The sequence below is a fragment of the Saccharopolyspora hattusasensis genome, from assembly GCF_050972075.1.
Lineage (GTDB): Bacteria > Actinomycetota > Actinomycetes > Mycobacteriales > Pseudonocardiaceae > Saccharopolyspora > Saccharopolyspora hattusasensis.
In genome coordinates, this window is the sequence record NZ_JBPCDC010000001.1 from 6,948,383 (window position 1) to 6,970,523 (window position 22,141).

Genomic DNA, 22,141 nt, shown 5'->3' on the forward strand with positions numbered 1-22,141 from the left:
CCGCACTGCTGCCATATTTCGCGCAATCACCGGGAGGCTAGCCCACGCGCCTGACAGCACGACACCCACCAGGTTGATCTTCAACGGAATGGACGCTCGACCGCCGTTTGACTCAAGAAACAATGGAATATGCCAAAACCTCCCGAGTCTGCGCCGTCTATCGGAGCCGTGCGTTGACGACGGCGCGCGGTGCAACAAGTCGGGGCAACATCATCCCAACCGAACCCGGGCCGCTCGGACTGCAAAAGCAGCAGACGGGTGGATGGGTCGCCCGGATCGTGGCAGCCCTGCGGGGCCGGATCGACGGCCTGTGGCAGGCCCTGGAAGCGGTCACCGATTCACGCGACGGGCGGGGAGTACGGTATCAGTTGCCGTTACTGCTGGCCCTGGCGTTGCTGGCCGCGACCGCCGGAGCCAAGACATTCCTCGAGATCGCCGAGCACGCCGCGGATCTGCCGGTGGGGCTTTTGACCGAGCTCGGGGCGTGTTCGTGGGCGGGCACCCGTCGGGCTGGACCTGGCACGGGTGCTGGCCAGGGTCGATCATGACGAGCTCGATCGGCTTTTATCCGGCTGGACTGCCCGGGACGGCGCACCGGCCGTGGCGGTCGCCGTCGATGGCAAGACGATGCGGGCCGCGACCACCGGACAGGCCGGCATGCCTCAAACGCAGGTGGTGGCAGCGATGAACTCCCGCGGCGAAGTCCTCGGCCAGGCCACGGTCGATGCCGGTGATGGGAATGCCGCGGTCCGAAACCTTGTCGCCCGGCTGGGACGGAAAGCGTTGGAGGCAAGGGTGATCACCGCCGATGCCAAACACACCAGCAGCGCCTTCATCGCCGAAGCCGAGGCCGCCGGGGCGTTCTGGCTCCTACCGGTCAAGGGCAACCGCCCCAGTACATATTGATCGGGAACTTATAGGTGTGATCTTCGTTGTTCTGGCATGATCGCTGGTGTGCGGGACGCGCGGAGGTTGTCGCCTGAGGCGCAGGAGGATCTGCGGCGCAGGGTGGTCGCTGCTGTTCATGGTGGGATGACGCAGGTCGAGGCGGCCCGGGTGTTCGCGGTGGCCCCGCAGTCGGTGTCCAGATGGGTGCAGGCGTGGCGGAAACGTGGCTCGAAGGGTCTCACCGGGCGTCGCCGGGGTCGCAAGCCCGGCGAGCAGAAAGCGTTGAGTGCCCGCCGGCAGCGCAAGCTGCGGTATGCGGTGGCCGAGCACACCCCGGCCACGTTCGGGCTGACCGGCCTGGTGTGGACCCGCAAGACAGTGGCCGAGCTGATCCGGGTGCGCCACGGCATCGTGTTGAACCTGCGCACCGTCGGCAACTACCTGCGTTCCTGGGGATTGTCGCCGCAGAAACCGATCCGCAAGGCCTATGAACAGGACCCCGAGTCGGTGCGCCGATGGCTGGAGGAGGACTACCCGGCCATCGCCGCCCGCGCCCGCCGCGAGGGCGCACTGATCCTGTGGCTGGACCAGACCGGGATCCGCTCCGACGCCACCGTGGCCCGCACCTGGGCACCGGCGGGCCAGACACCGGTGGTGGGCAAAACGGGCAAACGGTTCAGCGTGAACGCGATGTGCGCGATCGGGAACAAAGGCGAGCTGTACTTCACCGTCTACACCGGCTCGTTCAACGGCAAGGTGTTCCTGCGGTTCCTGGACCGGCTGACCCGCCATCTGGACCGCAAGGTCCACCTGATCGTTGACGGACACCCCGTCCACCGCCGCAAGACCATCCAGCAATGGATCACCAAGCACGCTGAGGCGATCGAGATGCACTTCCTGCCGGGATACAGTCCCGAACTCAACCCCGACGAGATACTCAATGCCGACCTCAAACGCACCGTTTCCACCAGCACAGCCCCGAAAACCCGCGACGAGTTGAAACAAGCGGTACGTTCCTTCCTTCACCGCCTCCAGAAGCTGCCCGACCGAGTTCGCTCCTACTTCGGCAAACCCGAAGTTCGCTACGCCGCCTGACATCACACATTTGCCACCCGGATCAATATCAGCGGCTGAAAACCCTGCCCTGGAACCACACCCGGACAGGCGCCCACGACCGCACCCGGGGGCACGGGCTCCGAGACCCGCAGCTTGAAAGTCCTTGCCCTCGACGATGATCTGCGAGTTCGAACGGGGCGCCGCCGCCGTCGTCGGCGTGCTGGCGCGGTTCGACGTTCTGCGCGATGGTCTGCGAGCTCATCAATGCTCCTGATCTTTGTTCGTGGACTCTGACATGGACATGCACCCCGCGGCCTGGTGCTACCCGCGTGGCCTGGCACCACCGGACGCGGCCTTTCGTAGCGCCCTGCAACGGACTCGGGATCCGTAGCGCACGCGCGGTCTGTGGATAGGCGAAGACCCCTCGCCCTATACGAAAGGCGGATCACACACCACTATCGGACGGGGGAACAGTGCCATGGCCCGATCAAGCACCGATCCCAGCCAGTCCTCCGGCACAGAGAAACTGCCGTTGCGAACTGCGGGAACGATGCCGGTGTCAGGGGTGTGAGCCTGGGCAGGCTCGGGTGGCTCGATGATCTGAGGCATCGTTTCTCCCGGATTTACAGCATCGCCGTCGGTGGGCGGCCGGACCGCTTTTACCGTGCCTGTTGGGCAGGGCAGGAGGAAGGAGTTTGTGCACCGGAAGTGCTCGATACTGCTCGATTGTCGGCGGCCAGTGAAAAAGGTGCTGGTGCTGGCTCGATCCCGGCAGATGACCTCGGCGCCGGGATGGGCGCGCAGCCATTCGGCCACCGGCTCGGCGGTACGTTCGGGTAACACGTCCACTGGACGACCTGTGCGAATGCTGATCAGCAGCGTTCCGTACACGCGGCGCAGCGCGAAGTCGTCCACGCCCAGTACCGTCACCGTGTCGACGTCGGGGTCGGGCAGGGCCTTGACCAGCCTCAGCAGGGTGTCCCGGCTGGCCGATAACCCGAGTTTGCGCGCCAGGCGGGCACCGGCGCGGCCAGCCAGTGCCAGCCCGATCGTTTCCAACATCGCCCTCGAGGACGAGCCGCGCCGCGCGCGGCGCGGTCAGGCCGTCCACCTGCTCGGTGAACGTCCTAACCGGACAGTCGGTATTGTCACAGAAGAACCGACGCACCCGTAAGCGCATCGCCACGTCCCGACCGGCGATGGCCGCGTCCCCGAGTTGGCGGTCGTAGCGGCTGTGCACCCTGGCCTATCCGCCACCGCACTGCGGGGGCCGGACCTCGGATACCGTGGGATGCGCCCAGATCAGCAGCCCGGCCGTGGACTGCTCCACGCGCTCGACTTCGACATCGGCCAGGTGTGGAAGCAAGACATCGACCCTTTGATGATCACACCCGGGGAACATGATCACAGACCTGTCGAACGCGCAGCGCCCTGTTGATTACCAACAACCGCCAGAACCTTTTTCACTGGCCGCCGACAATGAATCACCCTGGGTTGGGTGGAGATGACGATGTTGGGCTGGATGGGTGATCATCGGGGGTGGGGCTGACGGTTCGGGAGGCGGCTGCTTATCGTGTGGCGGCTGGATGACAGGGGGACGTGCTGTGAGGGACGACGGTGAGCACAAGTAGGTCACAGGACGACTTGTCGAGTGAGCCGCCGCTGGTAATCGTTGCGAATCAGGTGTGGTCCGGAGAGCGTTCGTACGAGGACTTCTGCGCGGCTTTTGCTAAGACGACCGTGTATGCCCAGCGGACACCGCGACCAGGTGTGTGGGTGGCTGAGGCTGCGGGTCGGGGCCGATGGACGTCTGTTTTCTCACGTCTGGAGCGCTTGGCTGCCCATGCGGGGGAGTGCGACTACCTGGCAGCCAGCGGCGCGGACGTGCTGGAGTTGGTTCCTGAAGGCGTTGGGGTAATGCTCGACCCCGACGACGAGCACCGGTTTCCCCTGCTGACTCGGGTAGCCTCGGCGATACAGGTCGCCGAGGAGTGGGCTCAGCTGGCTCGCCGGCGAGGATCAACGGGCACCGGTCAGGTGTTGTCCTCTGCTGGAAGCTCCATTACCCCAGGTCACTGATCGGGGCGATGAAGGGGTTTGAGGGTTCACTGTGGATGGTCCAGGTTTTCACGTCGAGATCGACGTGTTAGAGGCCGCATCGAAGAGCATGGACGAGATCGTCACTGATCAGGACAACGCCGAACTGCGTGACCTCTGCGGCGGAGCTGAGGTGTACGGGCATGAATGGGTTCACACCGAGTTCGCGGAGTTCTGCGCGGCGTGGTCGGTTGGCTTGGACGCATTGTGCGACCGAGCCCGGAACATGGGCTACGAGTTGGGCGAGGCTGCGCGAACCTACCGCGAGGTTGACGAGGAAGCCGCGTGCCACCTCACCGAGGACCCGGCCGTGGATGTGGTTGACCCACCGAACTTCGAGCCCAGGGGGCATCCCTAATGCCCGCTGAGCTCGGCCAGGCCAGTGATCCGAAAGCCTTGATCCCCGGCGCACCCGACGCGATTCTGGAAAAGGTTCGGGTGCTGGGCGCACGCGCGGAGGACAGCATCCGGGCCGGGGAAGCGCTGAAGCAGATCGACACCGGCGCCTGGACAGGGGAGGCATCCGACCGCTTCCATGACGAACGCCGAACAGAGGTTCCCCGCTGGTTGAAAGCGGGAGATTCGCTTAACGCCGCCCGCCGCGCCCTGGAGACCTTCGCCGAGTGTTTGTCCTGGGCACAGGGCCAGGCGGCCGAAGCCATCGAGTTATGGAAGCAAGGCGAAGAGGCCACCCGGCGGGCGCAGACTGCTCACGATCAAGCGGTGGCCGATGCCCAGGCCCGGACCCAGGCCAACGCTGGCCGCGGGGACCCCACCGTCGTGCAGGCACCCGCATTTTCTGACCCCGGTGAGGCGCAGCGGCAGGCCGCCCGGGACATGCTGGAGCGGGCGCGGCAACAACTCGCCGACGTCGGTGACCGCACCGCCGATGCCCTGTCCACTGAGGCGGTCCTCGCTCCGCAGGATTCGCAGAAACAGGCCGATGCGAACTTCTACGGCGGCATCTGGAACAGCATTGCCGGGTTCGGTGAGGGCCTTACGACGCTGATCAGCGATCCCGCCGGCACGGTCTCAGCGATGGCCTACAGCGTCACCCACCCCGTGGAGACGTTCAAAGCGGCCGTCGCGTGGGACGACTGGGCCAACGGCCGCGGTGACCGTGCCCTGGGCAAGATCACCGGTGACGTGCTTGTCTCCGCGGCGACCCTCGGTGTGGGCAAGGTCGCCAAGACCCTGCTGCGTAAGCCCCCGCCCAAGCCTCCAGCGGCTGTGCGACCGTCGGTGACGGATCCGAAGCTCAACAACATCGTGAACGCTTTGTACAAGGGCATCGATCACCCTGAGCGCACCGGTGACGGAACGACGGCCGATGCTGTTCGACATGAGCGGGCTACGAATGAGGACGTCCAAGGCAAGAACCACGAGAGGAAGGCGCGGGAGTCGATCCGTGCGTTGAACAACTGGCTTCGCAAGAACCCGAACGCCTCGGAAGCCGATCGCCAGATCGCCCAGGCGGAGATCGACAATCTGCGGGATGCCCTCGGGCAATAGTAGGAGGAACACGATGGACGACGCGTCGTTCGAAGAAGAACTTGAGGCCGGTGCTGACCTCGTCCGCCGGCTTGCCGAGGGGTTGCCGACGGTCGTCGACATGCTGCGGGAGCACGAAGACGACAACGACGAGATCCTGCCGACGATCTTCCTCGGTCAAGTCGCTGACTGGTACGTCGAGGCGTGGCGTTCGCGACCGGCCGAGCCGAATGCCTTCAAAGAGGCCGAGCGTTTTACGGTCCGACTGGCAGCGTGCTACCCCAAGGTGAGCCCTGCCGAGCAGAACATGATCGTGGTCGGGTTCCTCGAGTCACTACCGAATCCCGGCGCACCTGACAGGGCATGCATCGATAGCCTCCCGGACGTGCTCCGGGGCGAACGCGAGAAAATGGACAGCCCCAATAACGGGCCCGGGATGGGCGATGGCGGCACGGGACTGTACTGAATCACGATGCGCGGCGTCGCCCCAGCGATCGTGATGGGACCGCGCTCTCAGCGGAGGACGGTTCCGGGAGAAGACCGTGATAGCCGAACCCTGCCGACTAGCAGGACGTATGTCGAACGTATATTCGACATCTGGCGTTGGGTTGTGCGAGCCTTGGAGCGGTGTCTGGTATTGAGCGTGGTGGTTGAGGGTGCGTAGGCGGCCTGCACAGAGCGTTCGACGCCCCGAGCGGGCTCGCTTGGCAGGGCACGCCCGCCGTGTACAGGCCCGGCACGCCCGAAATAAGGTGATCAGCAGGAACGCCACGGCCTTCGGGTCGCCACACTTTGACGAGCAAGGACACCCCAACTGATGGCAGTGACCCAGCAGGAGATCGAGAACCGTTTGTGGGATGCCGCCGACGAGCTGCGCGTGGCGATACCCGAAGCGCAATACTCCTTGGTCGTCTTCCCTCTGATGTTCTGGAAGTATCTATCGGATACCTGGGAGTACCACCACCAGGAGTTTCTGGCTGAGAACGAGGGCCTGGGCGATCTCTCTGACGAGGAAGCTCGCGAGATCGAGTACCGCGACTACCAGTCGTTCGAGATCCCGTTCATCTACCCCGGCACGGTCCACGAGCGTCGCGCTTCTTGGTCGTCCATCCTCGCCACCATCACGCGGCCGCGCCTCGGCAAGCGGGTCCGCGCGTCCCTGCAGGTGATCGAGACGGCCAATCCCGACAAGTTCTCCCGTCTGTTCGGGGCCATGACCTGGACTTCCGAAGAGGTGCTGTCGGGGGAGGTGTTGGCTGCGGTCATGCAGGCGATGGACCGCACCCCGAAGATGCACGAGGGCAACATGTCCCACGACGTGCTCGGCGGGGCGTACGAGTACCTGTTGAAGCGGTTCTCCGACGGGTCCGGCACCCGCGCTGGCCAGTTCTTCACCCCGCGAGAGGTCGTCGAGCTGATCATCGAGGTTCTGGATCCCAAGAGCTTCGAGTCTGTGTACGACCCCACCTGCGGGTCGGGCGGCATGCTCATCGCCTCCGCGAACCTCTTGAAGGCCCGCGGCGGGCGTGGCTACACGCTCAGCCTGAACGGGCAGGAGGCCGTACCAGACACTGCGGGTGTGGCCCGCATGAATCTCTTCATGCACAACCTCACCCAGTTCAAGGTCGAGGTCGGCGACACCCTGAAGGACCCACGCTTCAAGAAGCGGGACGGGTCCGTGGAGCAGTTCGATGTGATCGTCGCTAATCCGCCCTACAGCTTGAAGTGGAAGCCCTGGACCAATGACCCGCGCGCCCTCGGCGGGGTCGCCCCTCAGTCGTCAGCGGACTGGGCGTTCGTGCAGCACATGATCGCCAGCATGGACCCGAAGAAGGGGCGTGCGGGCGTCGTCTTGCCTCACGGTGTCCTCTTCCGCGGCGGTCAGGAAGCAGCCATCCGCCAGCAGGTCCTGGACGATCACCTCCTGGAAGCCGTGATCGGGTTGCCAGCAAACCTCTTCTATTCGACTTCCATCCCGACCTGCATCCTTGTGTTTCGTGCCCCTGGCACCAAGGCCGAGGAGCGCAGGAATGGGGTGCTGTTCATCGACGCCTCCAAACGGTTCACCAAAGCCAAGAACCGCAACGTCCTGACTGAGGTGGACATCGCCGATGTGGTGACTGCCTACCAGTCAAAATTCGACGCCGACGGCAACCCGGTGGACCCCAATGGACAAGATGGGCTCTCGGCGCGGCTCGTCCCCACCACGGAGATCGTGGCGAACGGGTACGACCTCAACATCGGCAGGTACATCAAGCAGGCCGCAGCTGAGGCCGAAGACCTTGGCACCCTCATCGAGGCGTACAACGTCGCCCGAGCCGAGCGTCAGAAGACCGAGCAACAGATGCTCGACGTACTCGCCGCCGCCGGGATCGAGGGCTTCGATGAGTGATGGCTATCCGCTTCGTCCGCTAGACGCATAATTACGAGAACCTCGGCGCACCTCCAGTCCTGGGCGTGCCCGCGAGTTGATCCGTGCAGGTCAACAGCCATCGGCGTATGACGGGCTTACCGTCCGGCGTGATCGCGTCTCCTGCTGGTCCGCTTTGTCAACTCGCTGCCGCCCACGTCTTTGCTGCCCTGCAACGCTGGCCGATGACCGACCGCGAGAAAGACCGGAAATATCACCCTCCGTCACCAATTCGCCACCGTGTGCCATGATCAGTGACCAGGAAACCTGAAACAGACCAAAGTGAGTCGGTCCCCCTAAACAGCTTGCCCTCCGGGGCAGCCCGTTGCCGCCACGGGGGTTCCTCCGGTTTCGTTTCGGGGGCACGTACACCAGTTGGCTTGTTTCCGTTGCCGCACACCGAGTTCGCTCGCAACGCCGCCGCAGCGCCTTACGGGTCACGGCGCCACCCGGTCAACGCGCACAACTGGTCCGAGATCGCGGCCTTGCCGGTCTCGGATGCTGACCGGTAGCGCGTGACGCTCTGCCTGTCACCGCCTGACGCTGACCCATCGTCCAATCCCATCAGCGCGATGAGCCACCCCTACTACCGCGGATCGGCGACATGCCGGTACGCGGGCATCCGTCCGTGAGGCAACGACTCATCCACGCGGGCGTTTTCGAAGAGCCCACGCGTGACATTGACTTGACCACGTCCTCCAGTACTATGGAAGGTTGAACTAGATTTTCTGGTGGTTCTGATGGTCAGTGTGTCGGGCGGTCTGCCGGGGGAACCGACGAGCTTTGTGGGCCGACGGCAGGCTGTGGCGGAAGTTAAGCGATTGATGTCAGCGTCGCGGTTGGTAACGTTGACTGGTGCTGGCGGCGTGGGTAAGTCGCGGCTCGCGTTGCGGGTAGCTCGGGATGTTCGGCGGGCTTTCCCGCAAGGGGCGTGGTTGATCGAGTTAGCGAAGCTGCAGGACCCATCGTTGCTGTATCACGCCCTATTTGAGGCGTTGGAGTTGCGTAACCGTTCGACGCGCGCGTTGGACGCGGTGTTGATCGAGTACTTGGTGGATAAGCGTCTGCTTCTCGTTTTGGATAACTGCGAGCATCTGCTCGATGCCTGCAGCGAGCTCGTCAGCAGGCTGCTGCCCGCTGCCCCCGGCGTGCGATTTTTGGTCACCAGCCGGCAATCACTGGGTGTGGCGGGCGAGCACGTGTGGCCGGTGCCGTCCTTGTCGGTGCCCGATGTGACCAGCACGAACAACAATGGTGAACTGACGGGCAACGACCCACGGCAGGGCTCACAGTACGAGTCGCTGGCATTGTTTGAGGAACGTGCTACCGCGGTGCTGCCCGGTTTCGAGCTGAGTGGGGATAACGAGATTGCCGTGACGCGGCTGTGTCAGCGGTTGGATGGTTTGCCATTAGCTATCGAGTTGGCCGCCGTGCAGATGCGAGTGTTGTCGGTAGAGGAAATTGTGGCCCGGTTGGAGGACCGGTACCGACTACTGACGAGCGGCAATCGAGGCGCTTTGCCTCGCCACCAGACGTTGCGGGCAGCAGTGGAGTGGAGTTTCGATCTATGCTCGGAGCAGGAGCGGGTCTTGTGGGCTCGGTTGTCGGTGTTCGCCGGGGGATTCGATCTGCAGGCCGCGGAAAGCGTCTGCGCGGATGAGGGAATGAACGCGCAGGACGTGTTCACCGGAGTGGCGGGGCTAGTGCAAAAGTCGGTTCTTACTCGCGAGAAGGGAATAGGCTCTCCGGCGCGGTATCGGATGTTGGAGACGATTCGACAGTTTGGACACGAGCGGCTTGTCGACAACGGCAAGGAATTGATAGTGCGCCGCCAACACCGGGATCACTATTTTCGTTTCGCGGAGCAGCTTTACGCCGGTTGCTTCGGCCCCGATCAGAAGCAGTGGAGCCAACGTCTCAGACTCGATAGAGCTAACCTTTGGAGGGCACTCGACTTTTGCCTGACTGAACCGGGCGAATCCCGCGCCGCGATACGCATGGCAGCGGCACTATGGTATTACTGGATCGCGTGCGGTTGCCTGCGTGACGGACGTTACTGGCTGGGACGAGCACTCGCGAAACATACGCAGCCCGACCGGGACCGCGCCTGGGCGCTCTGTATTAATGGCTATATTGCCGGCCTGCAAGGGGACATCGCGCAGAGCATCGTGCTTCTCGACGAGAGTTGTGCACTAGCGCGCCAGAGCGGCGACGAACGGGTGCTGGCGCATGCGACGCAGTTCTTGGGCATGACCTACCTGTTGAAAGGTGATCTCGCGACCGCGACGACGATGTGGGACCGGTCACTCGCCGAGCATCGGGCGTTGGACGAACTGAACTGCCTTACCGGTATTGCATACATTCACCGATCGTTGGCCGCCGCCTGCCTAGGGGATCTCGACAGTGCTACCGATATCTTCCGCGAGTGTCAGAAATTCTGCGCAGCGCATGGCGAGCAATGGGTAATGTCCTGGGCTCTGTGGGCGATTTCCTTTGCTCGGTTGATCGACGGCGACCTCAGCGAAGCACGCGCACGCATACGGGAGGCGCTTAGGATCATGCAGAATCTCGATGATCTGCTGGGCCAGCCGGCTTGTCTCGACGTGGCGGCCGTGATCAGCGCTGCTGAAGGCGACGTCACACAATTTGCGCGGCTGCTTGGAGCAAGCGACGCGATGTGGCGGCCGATCGGTAACCCTCGGTTCGGCTTCTACGCCTTTAATGAGCTATACGCGGAATGTGAAACGCGGGCTCGGAGATCACTCGGGGATAGTGCGTTTGATGCTGCTTATGAGCAGGGTGCGCAGTTGACTATTCGTCGTGCCGTCGGTGAGGCCCTCGGTGAGAAAACGAAGCCGTCCACAACGGTTTCTGCCCCTGCCGCGTCCGCGGAGCCATCGCTCACTCGCCGTGAACGCGAAACTGCCATGCTCGTTGCCAAAGGCATGTCCAACAAAGGTATTGCGGAACAACTCGTCATTTCACCGCGCACTGTCGAGTCCCATGTCGAGCATATTCTGGTCAAACTCGGTTTCAACACTCGCACCCAAATCGCCACCTGGGTGAGGCAAAAATTCTAGTCTCTCGCCTCCTCGCCTCCTCGCCTCCTCGCCTCCTCGCCTCCTCGCCTCCTCGCCTCCTCGCCTCCTCTCGTCTCCCGGCCTCGATCTTTCGTGATGTTGACCGGTCGATCTTGGTGGCCGTGTTGTTGAAAATCGATGCATCGCCGTCCGCGCGCGCTGGGTAGGTCTCGCGTTTTGGAATCATGCCAGGCGCCTTCACACGTCGACTGAGTCGGCGCGACGCCGGCACAGGCTTACCCAAGCCCAGGTAGCCGCCTTAGTCTCGCAACACCTGGGACTGGACCCGCCGATGTCGACCTACTACGTGTCAAAGCTGGAGCGTGGCATCCACCGATGGCCCAACGAGGAGTATCGCTCTGGCTTCCGGGCTGTGCTTGGCGTGGGGTCTGATGCTGAGCTGGGCTTCTACTGCAGCAGGGCGGTCGGAGAGGAGGAAGATGTGCATCGGCGCGGATTTCTTGGCCTGAGCACCGGCGTCGCCAGTGGCGTACTGCTGAGCGGATCGGTTGCGGAGTTCCTGGCGCGGGCAGAGTCCCCCACCCCCGTGCCGCAATGGGTCGGCCGTACAGAGGTAGCCCATGTGTCGCAAAGCGCCAAGACGTTCTCGGAGTGGGAGCATCTGTTCGGCGGCGGGCTTTCTCGGGAGGCGGTAGCCGGGCAGTTGCGCTGGGCCGCTGGCCTGCTGGAGGCCCGCTGCCGTCGCGAGGACGTGCGCCGGGAGCTCCACGTGGCCGTCGGCAATCTTGCGGAAGTCGCCGGCTGGATGTCCTACGATGCGGGAGCCCACGATTCCGCGGATCGCTACTTCCGGTTCAGCTTGTTCTGCGTGGAGCGGGCAAAGGATCAGAGCCTGCGCGCGACGGTTCTATCCGACATGGCGCGCCAAGCCGTCAGCTTGCGGCGCGACAATGCCCTGGAGCTCGCTGAACTTGCTCAAGTCCGAGATGACCGGCTCAGCGCCCGCGAACGGTCCATGTTTCAGGTCGTCCGTGCTCGCGCTCTGGCCAGAGAAGGCAAGGCCGATGCTTGCCTTGCTGCCATCGACCGCGCAGACGAACACTTCGCTGACAGCGTCACCGACACCCCCTTGGATGGAGTACTACGACGCAGCCGAAATGCACGGAGACTCTGGGCACGCGCTGTTCGATCTAGTACGCCACGGCCGCGACGCGGGCCCCGCCATCGAACGCCTGGACTTTGCCGTCGACCACCACACACCGGCATACGCTCGGTCGAAAACTCTGTCACTACTGAAATCCGTGACCCTGCAGATCAACCATGATCCAGGGCCCGCCGCGCAACGAGGGCTGGAAGCTCTCACTCAGGCCGAAGGTCTGCGGTCCCAGCGTGTCCGCAGCTATCTCCGGGACCTGCATGCCGCGACCAAGCCCTCTGTGCGGGTCGATGACGTGTCCGAGCTCCGTCACCAGATCGCCAAGACACTACAGGGTTAACTCCATGACCATTCCATTCGCCCGCGCCCAAGCCGAAACCCGTGCCCTGCAAGCAGCCTGTGCCCAACGGGGAATCGACAGCGCAGGCGTCGAACTTCTCAGTTTGGGCGACAGCGCAACCTACCGGTTGCCCCACCAACTCGTCGCGCGCGTCACCCGGATGGCGAGCCAGCGCGATACCGCGTTGAGAGAAACCGCTCTGGCAGTCTGGCTGCTCCACAGCGCCAACATCCCCGTCGTCGAGCCCGCCGAGGAGCCGGTCGAGCTCAATGACGTCGACACAGTGGTGACGTTCTGGCACGAACTGCCCACTCACAGACCCGCGACCCCAGCCGAGATCGGGTACTTCCTGCATAAGCTACACAGCACCTCCCCGCCCGAGGGGAACCTGATCTCCCCGCTGCAGCCTTTCGTACGGGTTGCCGAACGAATCGATGCTGCCCCGATCTCAGCAGGCGACAAGACGTTCTTGCGTGATCGCCTCGTCGATCTCGAAAGCCGCTGGAAGAAAGCCACTTTCACACTCGGCCAGGCCTTGATCCACGGCGACCCGCATGACAACAACATCGTTGTCACCGACGACGGTAGAATCCTGGCGCTTGACCTCGAACGCGTCGCGATCGGCCCACCGGAATGGGATCTGACGCTCGTGGCCAGCGAACACGACAGCTTCCGTTGGGTCAGCGCCGCCGAGTATCAGCAGTTCGCTGACGCCTACGGCTTCGACGTTCTTGCCAGCCCATCCTACGAGCTCCTGAGAGATATCCGTGAACTTCGCATGACGAGCTGGCTCGCCAACCGCGCTGACCAGGGTGAACGCATCCGGCAGGAAACGCGCCACCGCATCGATTGCCTCCGTGGACACCACGGTCTACGGCCCTGGAACTGGACCGCGTCCTAACCCCTGTAAGACGCCATCAAATCCTCCTAACCAGTCACATCCATCCTGAACGCCGAATTGCTTCTGCCAGGCGTCCCTGGAAGAACCGACGCGAATGGCCTGCGGTGGTCGCTGTTTCGCTGCGTGACCTTCGGGCGGGTATCGCGGTGCTGCTGGGGAATGCCACCTCCGGGGGTGGCGTCCCTGTTTGTAGGACGAGCCCGTTTGCGGTTTGCAGGCCCCGTGCGAGCCCTTTCCCAGATCCGGATGAGGCGATGTGATCGTCTTCGCGTTTCGCTTGTGCGAGGCGGCAATTTAGGGAGTGACGTGTATGGCTTTGCATCAGGGTGTGGAGGCCGAGGACGCGCGATCGGCGTCGATTCCCGGCGGTGGCGACGGCGCGCAGCGTTGGGAGGCCGAGGAGGCGCAGCGCCTGTATCAGGCAGAACGACGTCGGCGTTCGGAAACGCTGTTGAGCCGTCGCCGGCCGGGGCTGACCGTGGACGAGGCGTATCTCGTGCAATGGTGTGGGACGACGCTGCGTATAGGGACAGGGGCCCGCGTGGTGGGCCACAAAGTCGGGCTGACGTCGGCGGCAATGCAACGGCAGATCGGGATCGACGAGCCGGATTTCGGCGTGCTGCTGGATTCCATGATCGTGGGCGCAGGCGGGGTGCTGTGGGCGGGTGATCTGCTCGCGCCGCGGATCGAGGCGGAGATCGCGTTCCGGCTCGGCACGGATGTGGGTGGGCCTGACATCACCGGGCACGATGTTCACGCGGCGGTGGCCGAGGTGTTTCTGGCGTTGGAGGTCATCGACAGCCGCTTCGACCTGGCGGGGATCACGGTGGCCGACAACGTGGCCGACAACGCGGGCGCGGCGCGGTGTGTTCTCGGTGCTGCGGCGTCACTTCCGGAATGGGACCTGCGGGACGAACGCCTGACCGTTCGGGTGGGCACGCACGAGGTCGCCACGGGTGAGGGACGGGACGTCCTGGGCGATCCGCTTCGGTCGGTCGCCTGGCTGGCTCGGCGGCTGCACGCGTTCGGCACGGGGCTGGCCGCCGGTGAGGTCGTGCTGGCCGGAGCCGTGCACGCCAGTTTCCCGCTGCCGGTGGGGAAGACCGTGTCGGTGCACTCGCCGCGTCTGCCCTCGGTGAGCCTGCACATCGCGCCCGGCCACAGCTACTGATACTGGAAGGAGAAGGCCATGCCGAACCATGCCAAGCTCCGGGCCGCTGTGATCGGCGCTGGCGTACTCGGGGTGGATCTGGCCGCGAGACTCACGACGTCCAGCATCCTGGCGTGCACGTTGGTCACGGGACGACGCAACAGCATCGGGTTGCGGAGGGCCGCGCAGCTGGGATGCGCGACGTCCACCGCTGGCGTGGACGCAGTGGGGAGCGATATCGACGTCGTTTTCGACGCATCCAACGCTGCGGCGCATCCCGCGCACTGGGGCGAGCTCGCCTCACGTGAGGACGTCCTGCTCGTGGACCTGACCCCGAGCAGCGGCGGCACGATGGTCGCCCCGACGGTCAACGGATACCGAGCCGAGTCAGCTCGCCATCTCAACTTGGTCAGCTGCGGCGGACAGGCCGTCCTGCCCGTCTTGAACGCACTGGCCCAGCACTGCACACCGGCCTACGTCGAGGTTGTCACCACGGCGGCCAGCCCGAGCGTGGGCCCCGCCACGCGGCGCAACCTCGACGAGTACCTGGCCACCACGGAATACGCGATCCGTCGCCTCACCCATGCGCCTAAAGCCAAGGTGTTGACCGCTATCAGTCCGGCCCGGCCCGCACCGGAGTTTCGCGCAGAGGTCACGGTGCTCGCCTCTGATGTCGGCAGCGCACCAGATCTGAGGGCGTCCGTGGAGGCCGCGGCCGCGGAGGTCCGTTCGTTCGTGCCGGGGTACGCGGCGGCGTTGGTGGCAGCCGGCGATGGGCGGGTGACGGTCTCGGTGCGCGTGAAGGCTCATGGCGGTCGACTACCGGCCTATGCCGGGAACGTGGAGATCAGGGCCTGGCGCCACCACATTTCGGTGAAGAACGTCTCCGTGGTGTTCTGCTACTTCCTCCAACTCCTGCTCGACGCCTACCCCAACGCGCCGGTCGTGGCCGTTGTCTGCGACAACGGATCCACCCACCACAGCGGGATCACCAAGCGGTGGCTGGCCGAACACCCGCGCCTCATGCTGATCGAGGGCGCGAAGTACAGCCCGCAGGACAATCCGGTCGAGCGAGTCTGGGCCGGGTTCAAACAGTGGATCGCCAACACCGCACCCGCCACCATGGCCGACCGTGTCCGGCAAACCCACGCCTACTTCCGCGGTCGCACCCCCGAACAAACACTCGCCACTGCAGCCCCCTGGACCACGCCCTGGCTACCCGAAGGTTTCGGACAAGACTTTTGGCCAGGTGCTTAGACTGCAAGAGTGGCGGGGACGACAGATCGGTTGAGTTTCTATCGCGAGTGGATAGAAGCTCAGGGCGATGTTGTCTTCGAACGTCTGGTCGGTCTGCTTGCGGAACGCGTTCCCACGATGGTGCCAGACGACGTCGATCGGGCTCTACTGAGGGCATCTGTCATGTCACATCTGCCGTCGTTCCGAAGCTTTGGTTTGGCGGCTCGCCCTCGGATGTGGGCGATGCCGAAGCCGGCTCGCGTGCTCGTCATCGCTCAGGCGGACAGCGGTGCACCGCTGGAGTCGCTGCTGATGGCTTACGAGATCTGCAAGGTCGAGATCTGGAAGACGTTCCTCGAAGCGGTCCGGGCGAAGTCCCATGAGGCGCTGTCCGAGGACTTTCGGCTGGAGTTGCTCGAGGTCGCGATGAGCTGGATCTCCGACTACGTCCAGGACATCACTGCTCAGGTCGTCGAGATCTACTCCACGAGAACGGCTCATTTGGCCTACCGCGAGGGTGCCCAGGTCCGGGAAACGTTGGACAATTTCATTGCCGGAGACATTGACGTCGCGCACGCTGAGGAACTCCTCGGATACTCGATCGCCGGCTATGCCCACGTTGCCTTTGTCGTCGCTACCGACCCGGACCTTCCGGCCGGCCGATTGGACGCTTCGGTCTCCCACGTTGCGAGCATGCTGGGTGGTCCGTTCCTTGGGATGGCCCTGGGTGCCCGCTCGGCGCTGGTGTGGGTCACGGTGCGCGAGGGGTCCTGGACCGCATTCGGGTCACGCCTGCCCTCGCGTCCACCCGAGGGAGCCAGGGTCGCACTCAGCAGTGAGCAGTTTGGCGCCGTCGGGTTCCGACGTGTTCGGGAGGAGGCACTCAGTGCCGCGCGTCTGATGGAAGCCAATCCATCCGCATCGCCGCTGTGCTTTCCTGATGTCGAGGCCGAGATGCTAGCGCTTCAGGACCACCAGGCAGCGCGACAGTTGGTTCGTCGGCAGCTCGGCGCTCTGCTCTACAAGGGACCGGCCGGTCTCGAGCTGATACAGACAGTCCAGGTGTTCTTGGAAACCGGTGCCAGCCCGACGCGGACTGCCCGCGAGCTCCACTTGCATCCGAATACGGTGACGCAACGGCTCAAGAAGTTCGAGAAGGTCCGCGGTCGGCCGACCGAAGTCGGAGACCTTCCGCTCTGGCTCGCGCTTCGGCTTGCGCCCCTGGTTCGCCTCGACCAGGCGGCTGACGCCTCCTGACCGGCTAGCTGTTGCGGGCCAACAAGGGCTGGTTCTCCGCGCTCACCACCGAGAAACGCAAGCGCGATGCGCACATCAGAGTCCGAGCCCTCAACACCGACATCCGGCCTGGATCAAGGCCGGAACGGGACCCCCGTCCCTACGTGTGGATCAAGACGCGGACCACGTCCTCGTATCCATCGCCCGCTCCTGCACACGAATTAACGACTTACGACACTAGCAGCGATTCCAGCCGCACCTGGCGGGTTCGCCGGCCTCTACTCAGTGGCATGTGTGGGGACACCCCACCGGATTGTGGTGCCGGAGCAGGTTGATCCGGTGCGGCTCCAGCGAGCAACATGTTGTGTGACACAGAGCACGTCACTGCAGGAAGGCAACTTGTGAGCGAACCGATTTCTCCGAACGGCCCGGTGAAGGTGGCCATTACCGTGGACGACTTCCTGCAGTGGAAACTGGTGCCGTTTCCGACCGGGTACAGCGCTGAGCGCGTGGTGTCGTCGTTGACCTCGGCATTCGCTGATTTTGGGATCACTGGCTGCTACGCGTTTTTCAGCACGGGTCCAATGGAGGCGGATCCGAGTCTGCGCGAGCAAGTCGAAGCGTGGTGTGCTGCCGGGCACCACGTCGGAAACCATACGCACAATCACGCCAGTCCCGATTGGGTCCCGGCCAGTGCATTCACTGACGACATCAAACTCTCCGAGGACTACATCGGCAGTTTCATCGAGGCTGCTCCGGTGAAGTACTTCCGGTATCCGATGGACATGTGGGGCGCCGAGGCTGACAAGGTTACCGACATTCACCACTTCCTGGCCGAGGAAAACTACATCCCGGCGCCGGTCAGCTACTGGTTCTATGACGCTCAGTTCGTCGCGCCGTACTGGCGAACGGTCGAGAGCGCGGACTCTGACGCGGCCGCTTGGCTGGTGCGGACGTACGCGGAAACGGCGGTTGACCAGCTCCGGCGCCACGCGGCTGTTTCGCGTGAGATGTTCGGCCGCGACCCGATCTTCATCTCGGTTTTTCACGGTACGGCCGTTACGTCCGACTCGGTGCGCCCAATGCTCGAGGCTCTGGTCGCGGCCGGCGTCGAGTTCGTATCGCTCGAGGAAGGCATGCGGGATCCGTTGAACGCGCTCCCAGCGCCAATTCACACCCGCCTCTTCCGAAACAGCACCCAGAAGTGGGCCGACCACCTCGGTGTCTCCTTCGAGGGGATTCCGCCGTTGGAGACGTTGTCCAAGATGGAGGAGATCAGTCCGCGTGAGGGGATGTCCTACGAGGATGTCTTTGGCGCGATGCGCAACAACGCCGCTAAGGAAGTTGGCGGCAAGGTTGCTGGCGGCGAGTTCGACTGGCAGAGCGCGGTGCAACCGATCCATGGCTGAGAGACCAGCACACCCGTTCGTTGCGCGCCCTGACCGGGTCGCCGTCGTGATGGCTGCGTCAGGTGCAGCCATGACCTATCGTGAACTCGCCGACGGCTCGGCTCGGTTGGCGAATGTGCTCCGGGGAGCCAACCTCCCCGACGGTAGTCCGATCGCGATCCTCTTGGGGAACTGCCTGGAGTACTTCGTGGCGTACTGGGGCATCCTCCGAGCCGGCCACCGCGTCACGACCCTTAGTACTCAACTGACACCGGATGAGGCCGCCTACATCGTGGGCGATTGCAATGCGAGCGGCGTAATCGTCGGCACGGACTTCGAAGGTACAGCGTCGAGGTTCGACGAGATCGACCACCTGAAACTCAGGCTGGCAGTAGGGACGGGTCTGCTCGATGGGTACCGGAACATGCGGGAAGCCCTTGCCGAAGTATCGGATGAGCGCCCTGACCGGGAGCCGCTTGGGAACGAGCTGCTCTACTCGTCGGGCACGACCGGAACTCCCAAGGGCATCTGGCGGCCGATCGATCCGGACGCAGCCATCGACGAGCGTACGTTCTCGTTGGCCTCGGTGTATAAGACTGAGTTCGGCTTCGAGGATGGCGATGTCTATCTCAGTCCGGCGCCGCTGTATCACGCGAGCCCGCTGCGGTTCTGTGTCGCGACGCACGTGCTGGGCGGCACGGTGGTGGTACAGGAGAAGTTCGACGCCGAGGGAGCGCTCAAGGCGATCGAGCAGTATCGGGTGACTTACAGCCAGTGGGTCCCGACGATGTTCGTCCGGATGCTGCAGCTGCCCTCAGAAGTTCGGCACGCCTACGATCTTTCGTCGTTGCGGGTGGCCGTTCACTCGGCTGCACCCTGCCCGGATGCAACCAAGCGTGCGATGGTGTCGTGGTGGGGCCCGATCCTGTGGGACTTCTACGGCGCCTCGGAAGCCATCGGTCGGGCATTCCTTGACCCGAAGGAATGGTCCGAGCGACCAGGATCGGTAGGGCGACCTGATCCGGAACTGGTGCGGATCTGCGACGATAGTGGTGCCGCACTTGCGGCTGGCCGGGTCGGAACGATTTATTTCAAGCCCGCGCGCCCTTTCGAGTACTTCGGTGACTCGGAGAAGACCGCTCGTTCCCGTCACCCAGACAATCCGGCGTGGGTCACCGTTGGGGATGTTGGGCGATTGGACTCCGACGGGTACCTCTATCTCGCCGATCGTCAGTCCTTCGTGATCATCTCTGGCGGTGTGAACATCTACCCCCAGGAGGTCGAGAACGCGCTGGTCGGCCATCGCAAAGTGGCTGACGCTGTGGTCGTCGGGCGCTCAGACCCCGAGTTCGGCGAGTCCGTCGTGGCCTTCGTAGAGCCGGAGCCAGAGTTCCATGCCGACCCCGATCTGGTCGAGGACATTCGAGGTCGCCTCCGTCGGACGTTGGCTCGCTTCAAACACCCCAAGTGGATTGAGGTGGTCCGTGAGGTTCCCAGGACGTCCGGTGGCAAACCTGATGTGGCCATACTGCGTGAGCTGGCAAGCCAATTGTCGACTGCGCCAGCATCCAAGGCGCCGGACGTGGACGGCGGGGCAGCGGCAACAGGTCCCGTCGGGCGGTCGGCTAGACGGGACAGTGGTCCGATCCTGGTCGATGATCGTGACGGGGTCAGGACAATCACCTTCAATCGTCCTGATGTTCACAACGCGCAGAATCTCGAGATGCTGCGCGAGTTCGATGCCGCGATCGACGAGGTGGTAGCCGACCGCTCTGTCAGGGTGTTGGTGATCGCGGGCGCGGGGCGGAGCTTCTGCTCGGGCCACGACCTTCGGATGATGGGCGAGGACGAGACCTACTTTAGCAACTTTTCCAAGGTGGAGACGCGGAAGGCACAGGAGAAGCGTTGGTTCGTCGACCCGGTTGAGAAGCTCCGCCACTTGCCGATACCGACCGTGTGCCGAATCCAGGGCCACTGTCTGGCTGCCGGACTCATGTTTGCCGCAGCGACTGACTTTGTCGTTGCGGGAGAATCCGCGATATTCGGGTCCCCGATCCTGATGCACATGGGGGTCAACGAGGCAGAGGTTCCCAACTTCGCATCGAAGGTTGGCGAGAGCTGGGCCAAACGGGTGTTCTGGTTGGACGAGAGACTGTCGGCCGAGCAAGCCCGGCAAGCAGGTCTGGTGACATGGGTAGTCCCGGACGCTCACCTTGACTCGAAGTTGGCATGGCTCACCGAGCGGCTCCGGCGTGCGCCTCGTCAGGCGTTGGAGCTGTCCAAGGAGAGTCTGCAGTACCTGGCGGACCTCCGCGGGGAGGCGCAGTTCCACACATTCCATTTCATGTCGCACCAGATCAGTCATGCGACTCACGAAGCGGGCCAGATTCTTGACGAGCGCCTTGCCCGCCTCGCGAGGTCGGAATCGGTGATTCCCGACCACGAATCGAGGTCATCTGGTGGCAGTACTTCTACGTCGTAGTGGTCTTTCTGTGAATCGTGAAAAGGGAAAGTAGGCACAGGTATGAGGTGTTTAAGATTGGCGATCGCCGCTGCGGCGGCGATGGTCCTCGTGACAGCATGCGGTGAGAGCGATCCTTCCGGGGCTGGTGGCACCGATGCTGACGTTGCAGCCGTTGTCGAGCAGGCCAAGAAGAACATCGAGGCCAACTTCGCCGGCACGGACCGTGAGATGCCCAAGTCTGGGCCGAAGGCGGTACCTGGCAAGAAGGTCTGGGCGATTGCGTGCTCACTCCAAGGTTCTGGATGCGCGCTGCCCGCCAATGGTGCCGCGGAAGCAGGCAAGCACCTGGGCTGGGATGTGAAGGTGGCTGATGGCAAGCTCGACCCAAACGTCTACAACCAGCAGATTCGAGCAGCCATCGCGGACAAGGCTGACGCGATCATGCTGTTCTCGGTGGATTGTGCTGCGACCAAAGGAGCCATTTCGGAAGCCCAGGCGGCAGGCATCGTCGTGTTCGGCGCCAACGCCCTCGATTGCGACGACAAGTTCGCAGGTGGCGGCGAGCGGATGTTCGACGGTCATCTCCCCTGGGGCAAGAACCTCGACACCTATGGTGAGTTCCTAAGCACGGTGGTCGGACCGGCGATTGCCGACTGGGTTATTGCAAAGACCAACGGTGAAGCCTTTGTGGTGGAGCTGAAGCAGGATGACCTGGCTGTGACGCGCCACGTCGGCGAGTCGTTCCGGGCTCGGATGGCCGAGTGCTCGACGTGCACGGTTGAGTCGATCCCATACACCTCTGGTGACATCTTCAGCGGCAAGCTGCAGGGTAAGACTGCGGCTGGGCTCTCGAAGTTCCCGAAGGCCAATGTGGTCATGTCGCCCTTGGATGCCAACATCCCGGTTGGTGTGGGAGCTGCTGTCGAGCAGGCTCGGAAGTCGGGTCGTTCTGACCTCCTGCTTGCCGGCCACGAAGGTAGCCCTTCGTCACTCGAACTGCTGCGCTCGGGTGTACAGAACTTCGCGGTCGGTCGACCGATGACCTGGCTGGGCTGGGCTGCTGCCGACTCCTTGAACCGGCTGTTTGCCGGCGAGGACGTCGTCGACTCGGGTATCGGCATCAAGTCGATGGACTCTGCCAGCGTCCCGGACGTCGAGGAGTACGACGGCAACCACGGTGCTGACGCCTACCAGCAGAACTACATCAGGATTTGGCAGGGAAAGTAGCAGTGCGATCGAACGACTACATACTGCGGGTCGGGTCTGTCTCGAAGACCTACGGCACAT

The 22,141-nt window shown here is 63.7% G+C and carries 17 protein-coding genes and 2 pseudogenes; 18 read left to right on the forward strand and 1 reads right to left on the reverse strand.

Annotated features, from left to right (window positions below; all coding sequences use genetic code 11):
- Window positions 1-173 precede the first annotated feature (173 nt).
- From ACRXBZ_RS33465 to ACRXBZ_RS33475, 3 genes are read left to right on the forward strand one after another with little or no spacing between them, the layout of a single operon-like run.
- Window positions 174-548 (forward strand): transposase family protein, encoded by a 375-nt coding sequence (locus tag ACRXBZ_RS33465; protein ID WP_433882466.1) that lies wholly within the window; start codon window positions 174-176, stop codon window positions 546-548.
- Window positions 526-906, forward strand: a complete 381-nt coding sequence (locus ACRXBZ_RS33470; protein WP_433882467.1) for a transposase — start codon at window positions 526-528, stop codon at window positions 904-906. The genes ACRXBZ_RS33465 and ACRXBZ_RS33470 overlap by 23 nt, the downstream gene beginning before the upstream one ends.
- A gap of 36 nt (window positions 907-942) precedes the next feature.
- On the forward strand, window positions 943-1,983 hold the full coding sequence (locus ACRXBZ_RS33475) for an IS630 family transposase (protein ID WP_433882468.1): 1,041 nt from the start codon (window positions 943-945) through the stop codon (window positions 1,981-1,983).
- Between the two features lie 390 nt (window positions 1,984-2,373).
- Here the strand turns inward: ACRXBZ_RS33475 and ACRXBZ_RS33480 are convergent, their stop codons facing one another.
- Window positions 2,374-3,006, reverse strand: coding sequence for a hypothetical protein (locus tag ACRXBZ_RS33480; RefSeq protein WP_433882469.1), 633 nt, complete (start codon window positions 3,004-3,006; stop codon window positions 2,374-2,376).
- A gap of 621 nt (window positions 3,007-3,627) precedes the next feature.
- Between ACRXBZ_RS33480 and ACRXBZ_RS33485 the strand changes: the two genes are divergently transcribed.
- The 15 genes and pseudogenes from ACRXBZ_RS33485 (at window position 3,628) to ACRXBZ_RS33555 (ending at window position 22,081) form a co-directional block, all read left to right on the forward strand.
- Window positions 3,628-4,023 (forward strand): SseB family protein, encoded by a 396-nt coding sequence (locus tag ACRXBZ_RS33485; RefSeq protein WP_433884050.1) that lies wholly within the window; start codon window positions 3,628-3,630, stop codon window positions 4,021-4,023.
- A 64-nt stretch (window positions 4,024-4,087) separates the two neighbouring features.
- Window positions 4,088-4,399 (forward strand): WXG100 family type VII secretion target, encoded by a 312-nt coding sequence (locus ACRXBZ_RS33490; protein WP_433882470.1) that lies wholly within the window; start codon window positions 4,088-4,090, stop codon window positions 4,397-4,399.
- Entirely contained in the window at window positions 4,399-5,553 is a 1,155-nt protein-coding gene (locus tag ACRXBZ_RS33495; RefSeq protein ID WP_433882471.1) for a putative T7SS-secreted protein, read from the forward strand. The genes ACRXBZ_RS33490 and ACRXBZ_RS33495 overlap by 1 nt, the downstream gene beginning before the upstream one ends.
- A gap of 13 nt (window positions 5,554-5,566) precedes the next feature.
- Window positions 5,567-5,998: a hypothetical protein gene (locus tag ACRXBZ_RS33500; protein WP_433882472.1), complete on the forward strand. Its 432-nt coding sequence runs from the start codon at window positions 5,567-5,569 to the stop codon at window positions 5,996-5,998.
- 351 nt (window positions 5,999-6,349) lie between these two features.
- On the forward strand, window positions 6,350-7,924 hold the full coding sequence (locus tag ACRXBZ_RS33505; protein ID WP_433882473.1) for a type I restriction-modification system subunit M: 1,575 nt from the start codon (window positions 6,350-6,352) through the stop codon (window positions 7,922-7,924).
- 758 nt (window positions 7,925-8,682) lie between these two features.
- Complete coding sequence (locus tag ACRXBZ_RS33510; RefSeq protein WP_433882474.1) at window positions 8,683-11,022, forward strand: LuxR C-terminal-related transcriptional regulator; 2,340 nt, start codon at window positions 8,683-8,685, stop codon at window positions 11,020-11,022.
- Window positions 11,023-11,164: 142 nt separating this feature from the next.
- Window positions 11,165-12,307, forward strand: coding sequence for an NsdA family TPR-like regulatory protein (locus ACRXBZ_RS33515; RefSeq protein ID WP_490885445.1), 1,143 nt, complete (start codon window positions 11,165-11,167; stop codon window positions 12,305-12,307).
- 176 nt (window positions 12,308-12,483) lie between these two features.
- The gene (locus ACRXBZ_RS33520) at window positions 12,484-13,380 is read left to right on the forward strand and encodes a phosphotransferase (protein WP_433882476.1); all 897 of its coding nucleotides are present in this window, start codon (window positions 12,484-12,486) and stop codon (window positions 13,378-13,380) included.
- 310 nt (window positions 13,381-13,690) lie between these two features.
- Window positions 13,691-14,551 carry a 2-keto-4-pentenoate hydratase gene (locus ACRXBZ_RS33525; protein ID WP_433882477.1) on the forward strand — a complete coding sequence of 287 codons (861 nt, stop codon included), beginning with the start codon at window positions 13,691-13,693 and terminating at the stop codon, window positions 14,549-14,551.
- Between the two features lie 18 nt (window positions 14,552-14,569).
- Window positions 14,570-15,367 (forward strand): annotated as a pseudogene (locus ACRXBZ_RS33530) (hypothetical protein); the annotation flags it as partial.
- A gap of 15 nt (window positions 15,368-15,382) precedes the next feature.
- Window positions 15,383-15,787: pseudogene (locus tag ACRXBZ_RS33535) on the forward strand (transposase); the annotation flags it as partial.
- 9 nt (window positions 15,788-15,796) lie between these two features.
- On the forward strand, window positions 15,797-17,023 hold the full coding sequence (locus ACRXBZ_RS33540; protein ID WP_433882478.1) for a PucR family transcriptional regulator: 1,227 nt from the start codon (window positions 15,797-15,799) through the stop codon (window positions 17,021-17,023).
- A gap of 380 nt (window positions 17,024-17,403) precedes the next feature.
- Window positions 17,404-18,411, forward strand: a complete 1,008-nt coding sequence (locus ACRXBZ_RS33545; RefSeq protein ID WP_433882479.1) for a polysaccharide deacetylase family protein — start codon at window positions 17,404-17,406, stop codon at window positions 18,409-18,411.
- Window positions 18,404-20,872: an AMP-binding protein gene (locus ACRXBZ_RS33550; RefSeq protein WP_433882480.1), complete on the forward strand. Its 2,469-nt coding sequence runs from the start codon at window positions 18,404-18,406 to the stop codon at window positions 20,870-20,872. The genes ACRXBZ_RS33545 and ACRXBZ_RS33550 overlap by 8 nt, the downstream gene beginning before the upstream one ends.
- A gap of 57 nt (window positions 20,873-20,929) precedes the next feature.
- Window positions 20,930-22,081 (forward strand): sugar ABC transporter substrate-binding protein, encoded by a 1,152-nt coding sequence (locus ACRXBZ_RS33555; RefSeq protein ID WP_433882481.1) that lies wholly within the window; start codon window positions 20,930-20,932, stop codon window positions 22,079-22,081.
- Window positions 22,082-22,141: the final 60 nt, after the last annotated feature.

Coding starts and splice junctions, on each gene's coding strand:
- ACRXBZ_RS33475 (WP_433882468.1), top strand. CDS start 943: ATGATCGCTGGTGTGCGGGACGCGCGGAGGTTGTCGCCTGAGGCGCAG.
- ACRXBZ_RS33480 (WP_433882469.1), bottom strand. CDS start 3,006: ATGTTGGAAACGATCGGGCTGGCACTGGCTGGCCGCGCCGGTGCCCGC.
- ACRXBZ_RS33495 (WP_433882471.1), top strand. CDS start 4,399: ATGCCCGCTGAGCTCGGCCAGGCCAGTGATCCGAAAGCCTTGATCCCC.
- ACRXBZ_RS33500 (WP_433882472.1), top strand. CDS start 5,567: ATGGACGACGCGTCGTTCGAAGAAGAACTTGAGGCCGGTGCTGACCTC.
- ACRXBZ_RS33505 (WP_433882473.1), top strand. CDS start 6,350: ATGGCAGTGACCCAGCAGGAGATCGAGAACCGTTTGTGGGATGCCGCC.
- ACRXBZ_RS33510 (WP_433882474.1), top strand. CDS start 8,683: ATGGTCAGTGTGTCGGGCGGTCTGCCGGGGGAACCGACGAGCTTTGTG.
- ACRXBZ_RS33520 (WP_433882476.1), top strand. CDS start 12,484: ATGACCATTCCATTCGCCCGCGCCCAAGCCGAAACCCGTGCCCTGCAA.
- ACRXBZ_RS33525 (WP_433882477.1), top strand. CDS start 13,691: ATGGCTTTGCATCAGGGTGTGGAGGCCGAGGACGCGCGATCGGCGTCG.
- ACRXBZ_RS33550 (WP_433882480.1), top strand. CDS start 18,404: ATGGCTGAGAGACCAGCACACCCGTTCGTTGCGCGCCCTGACCGGGTC.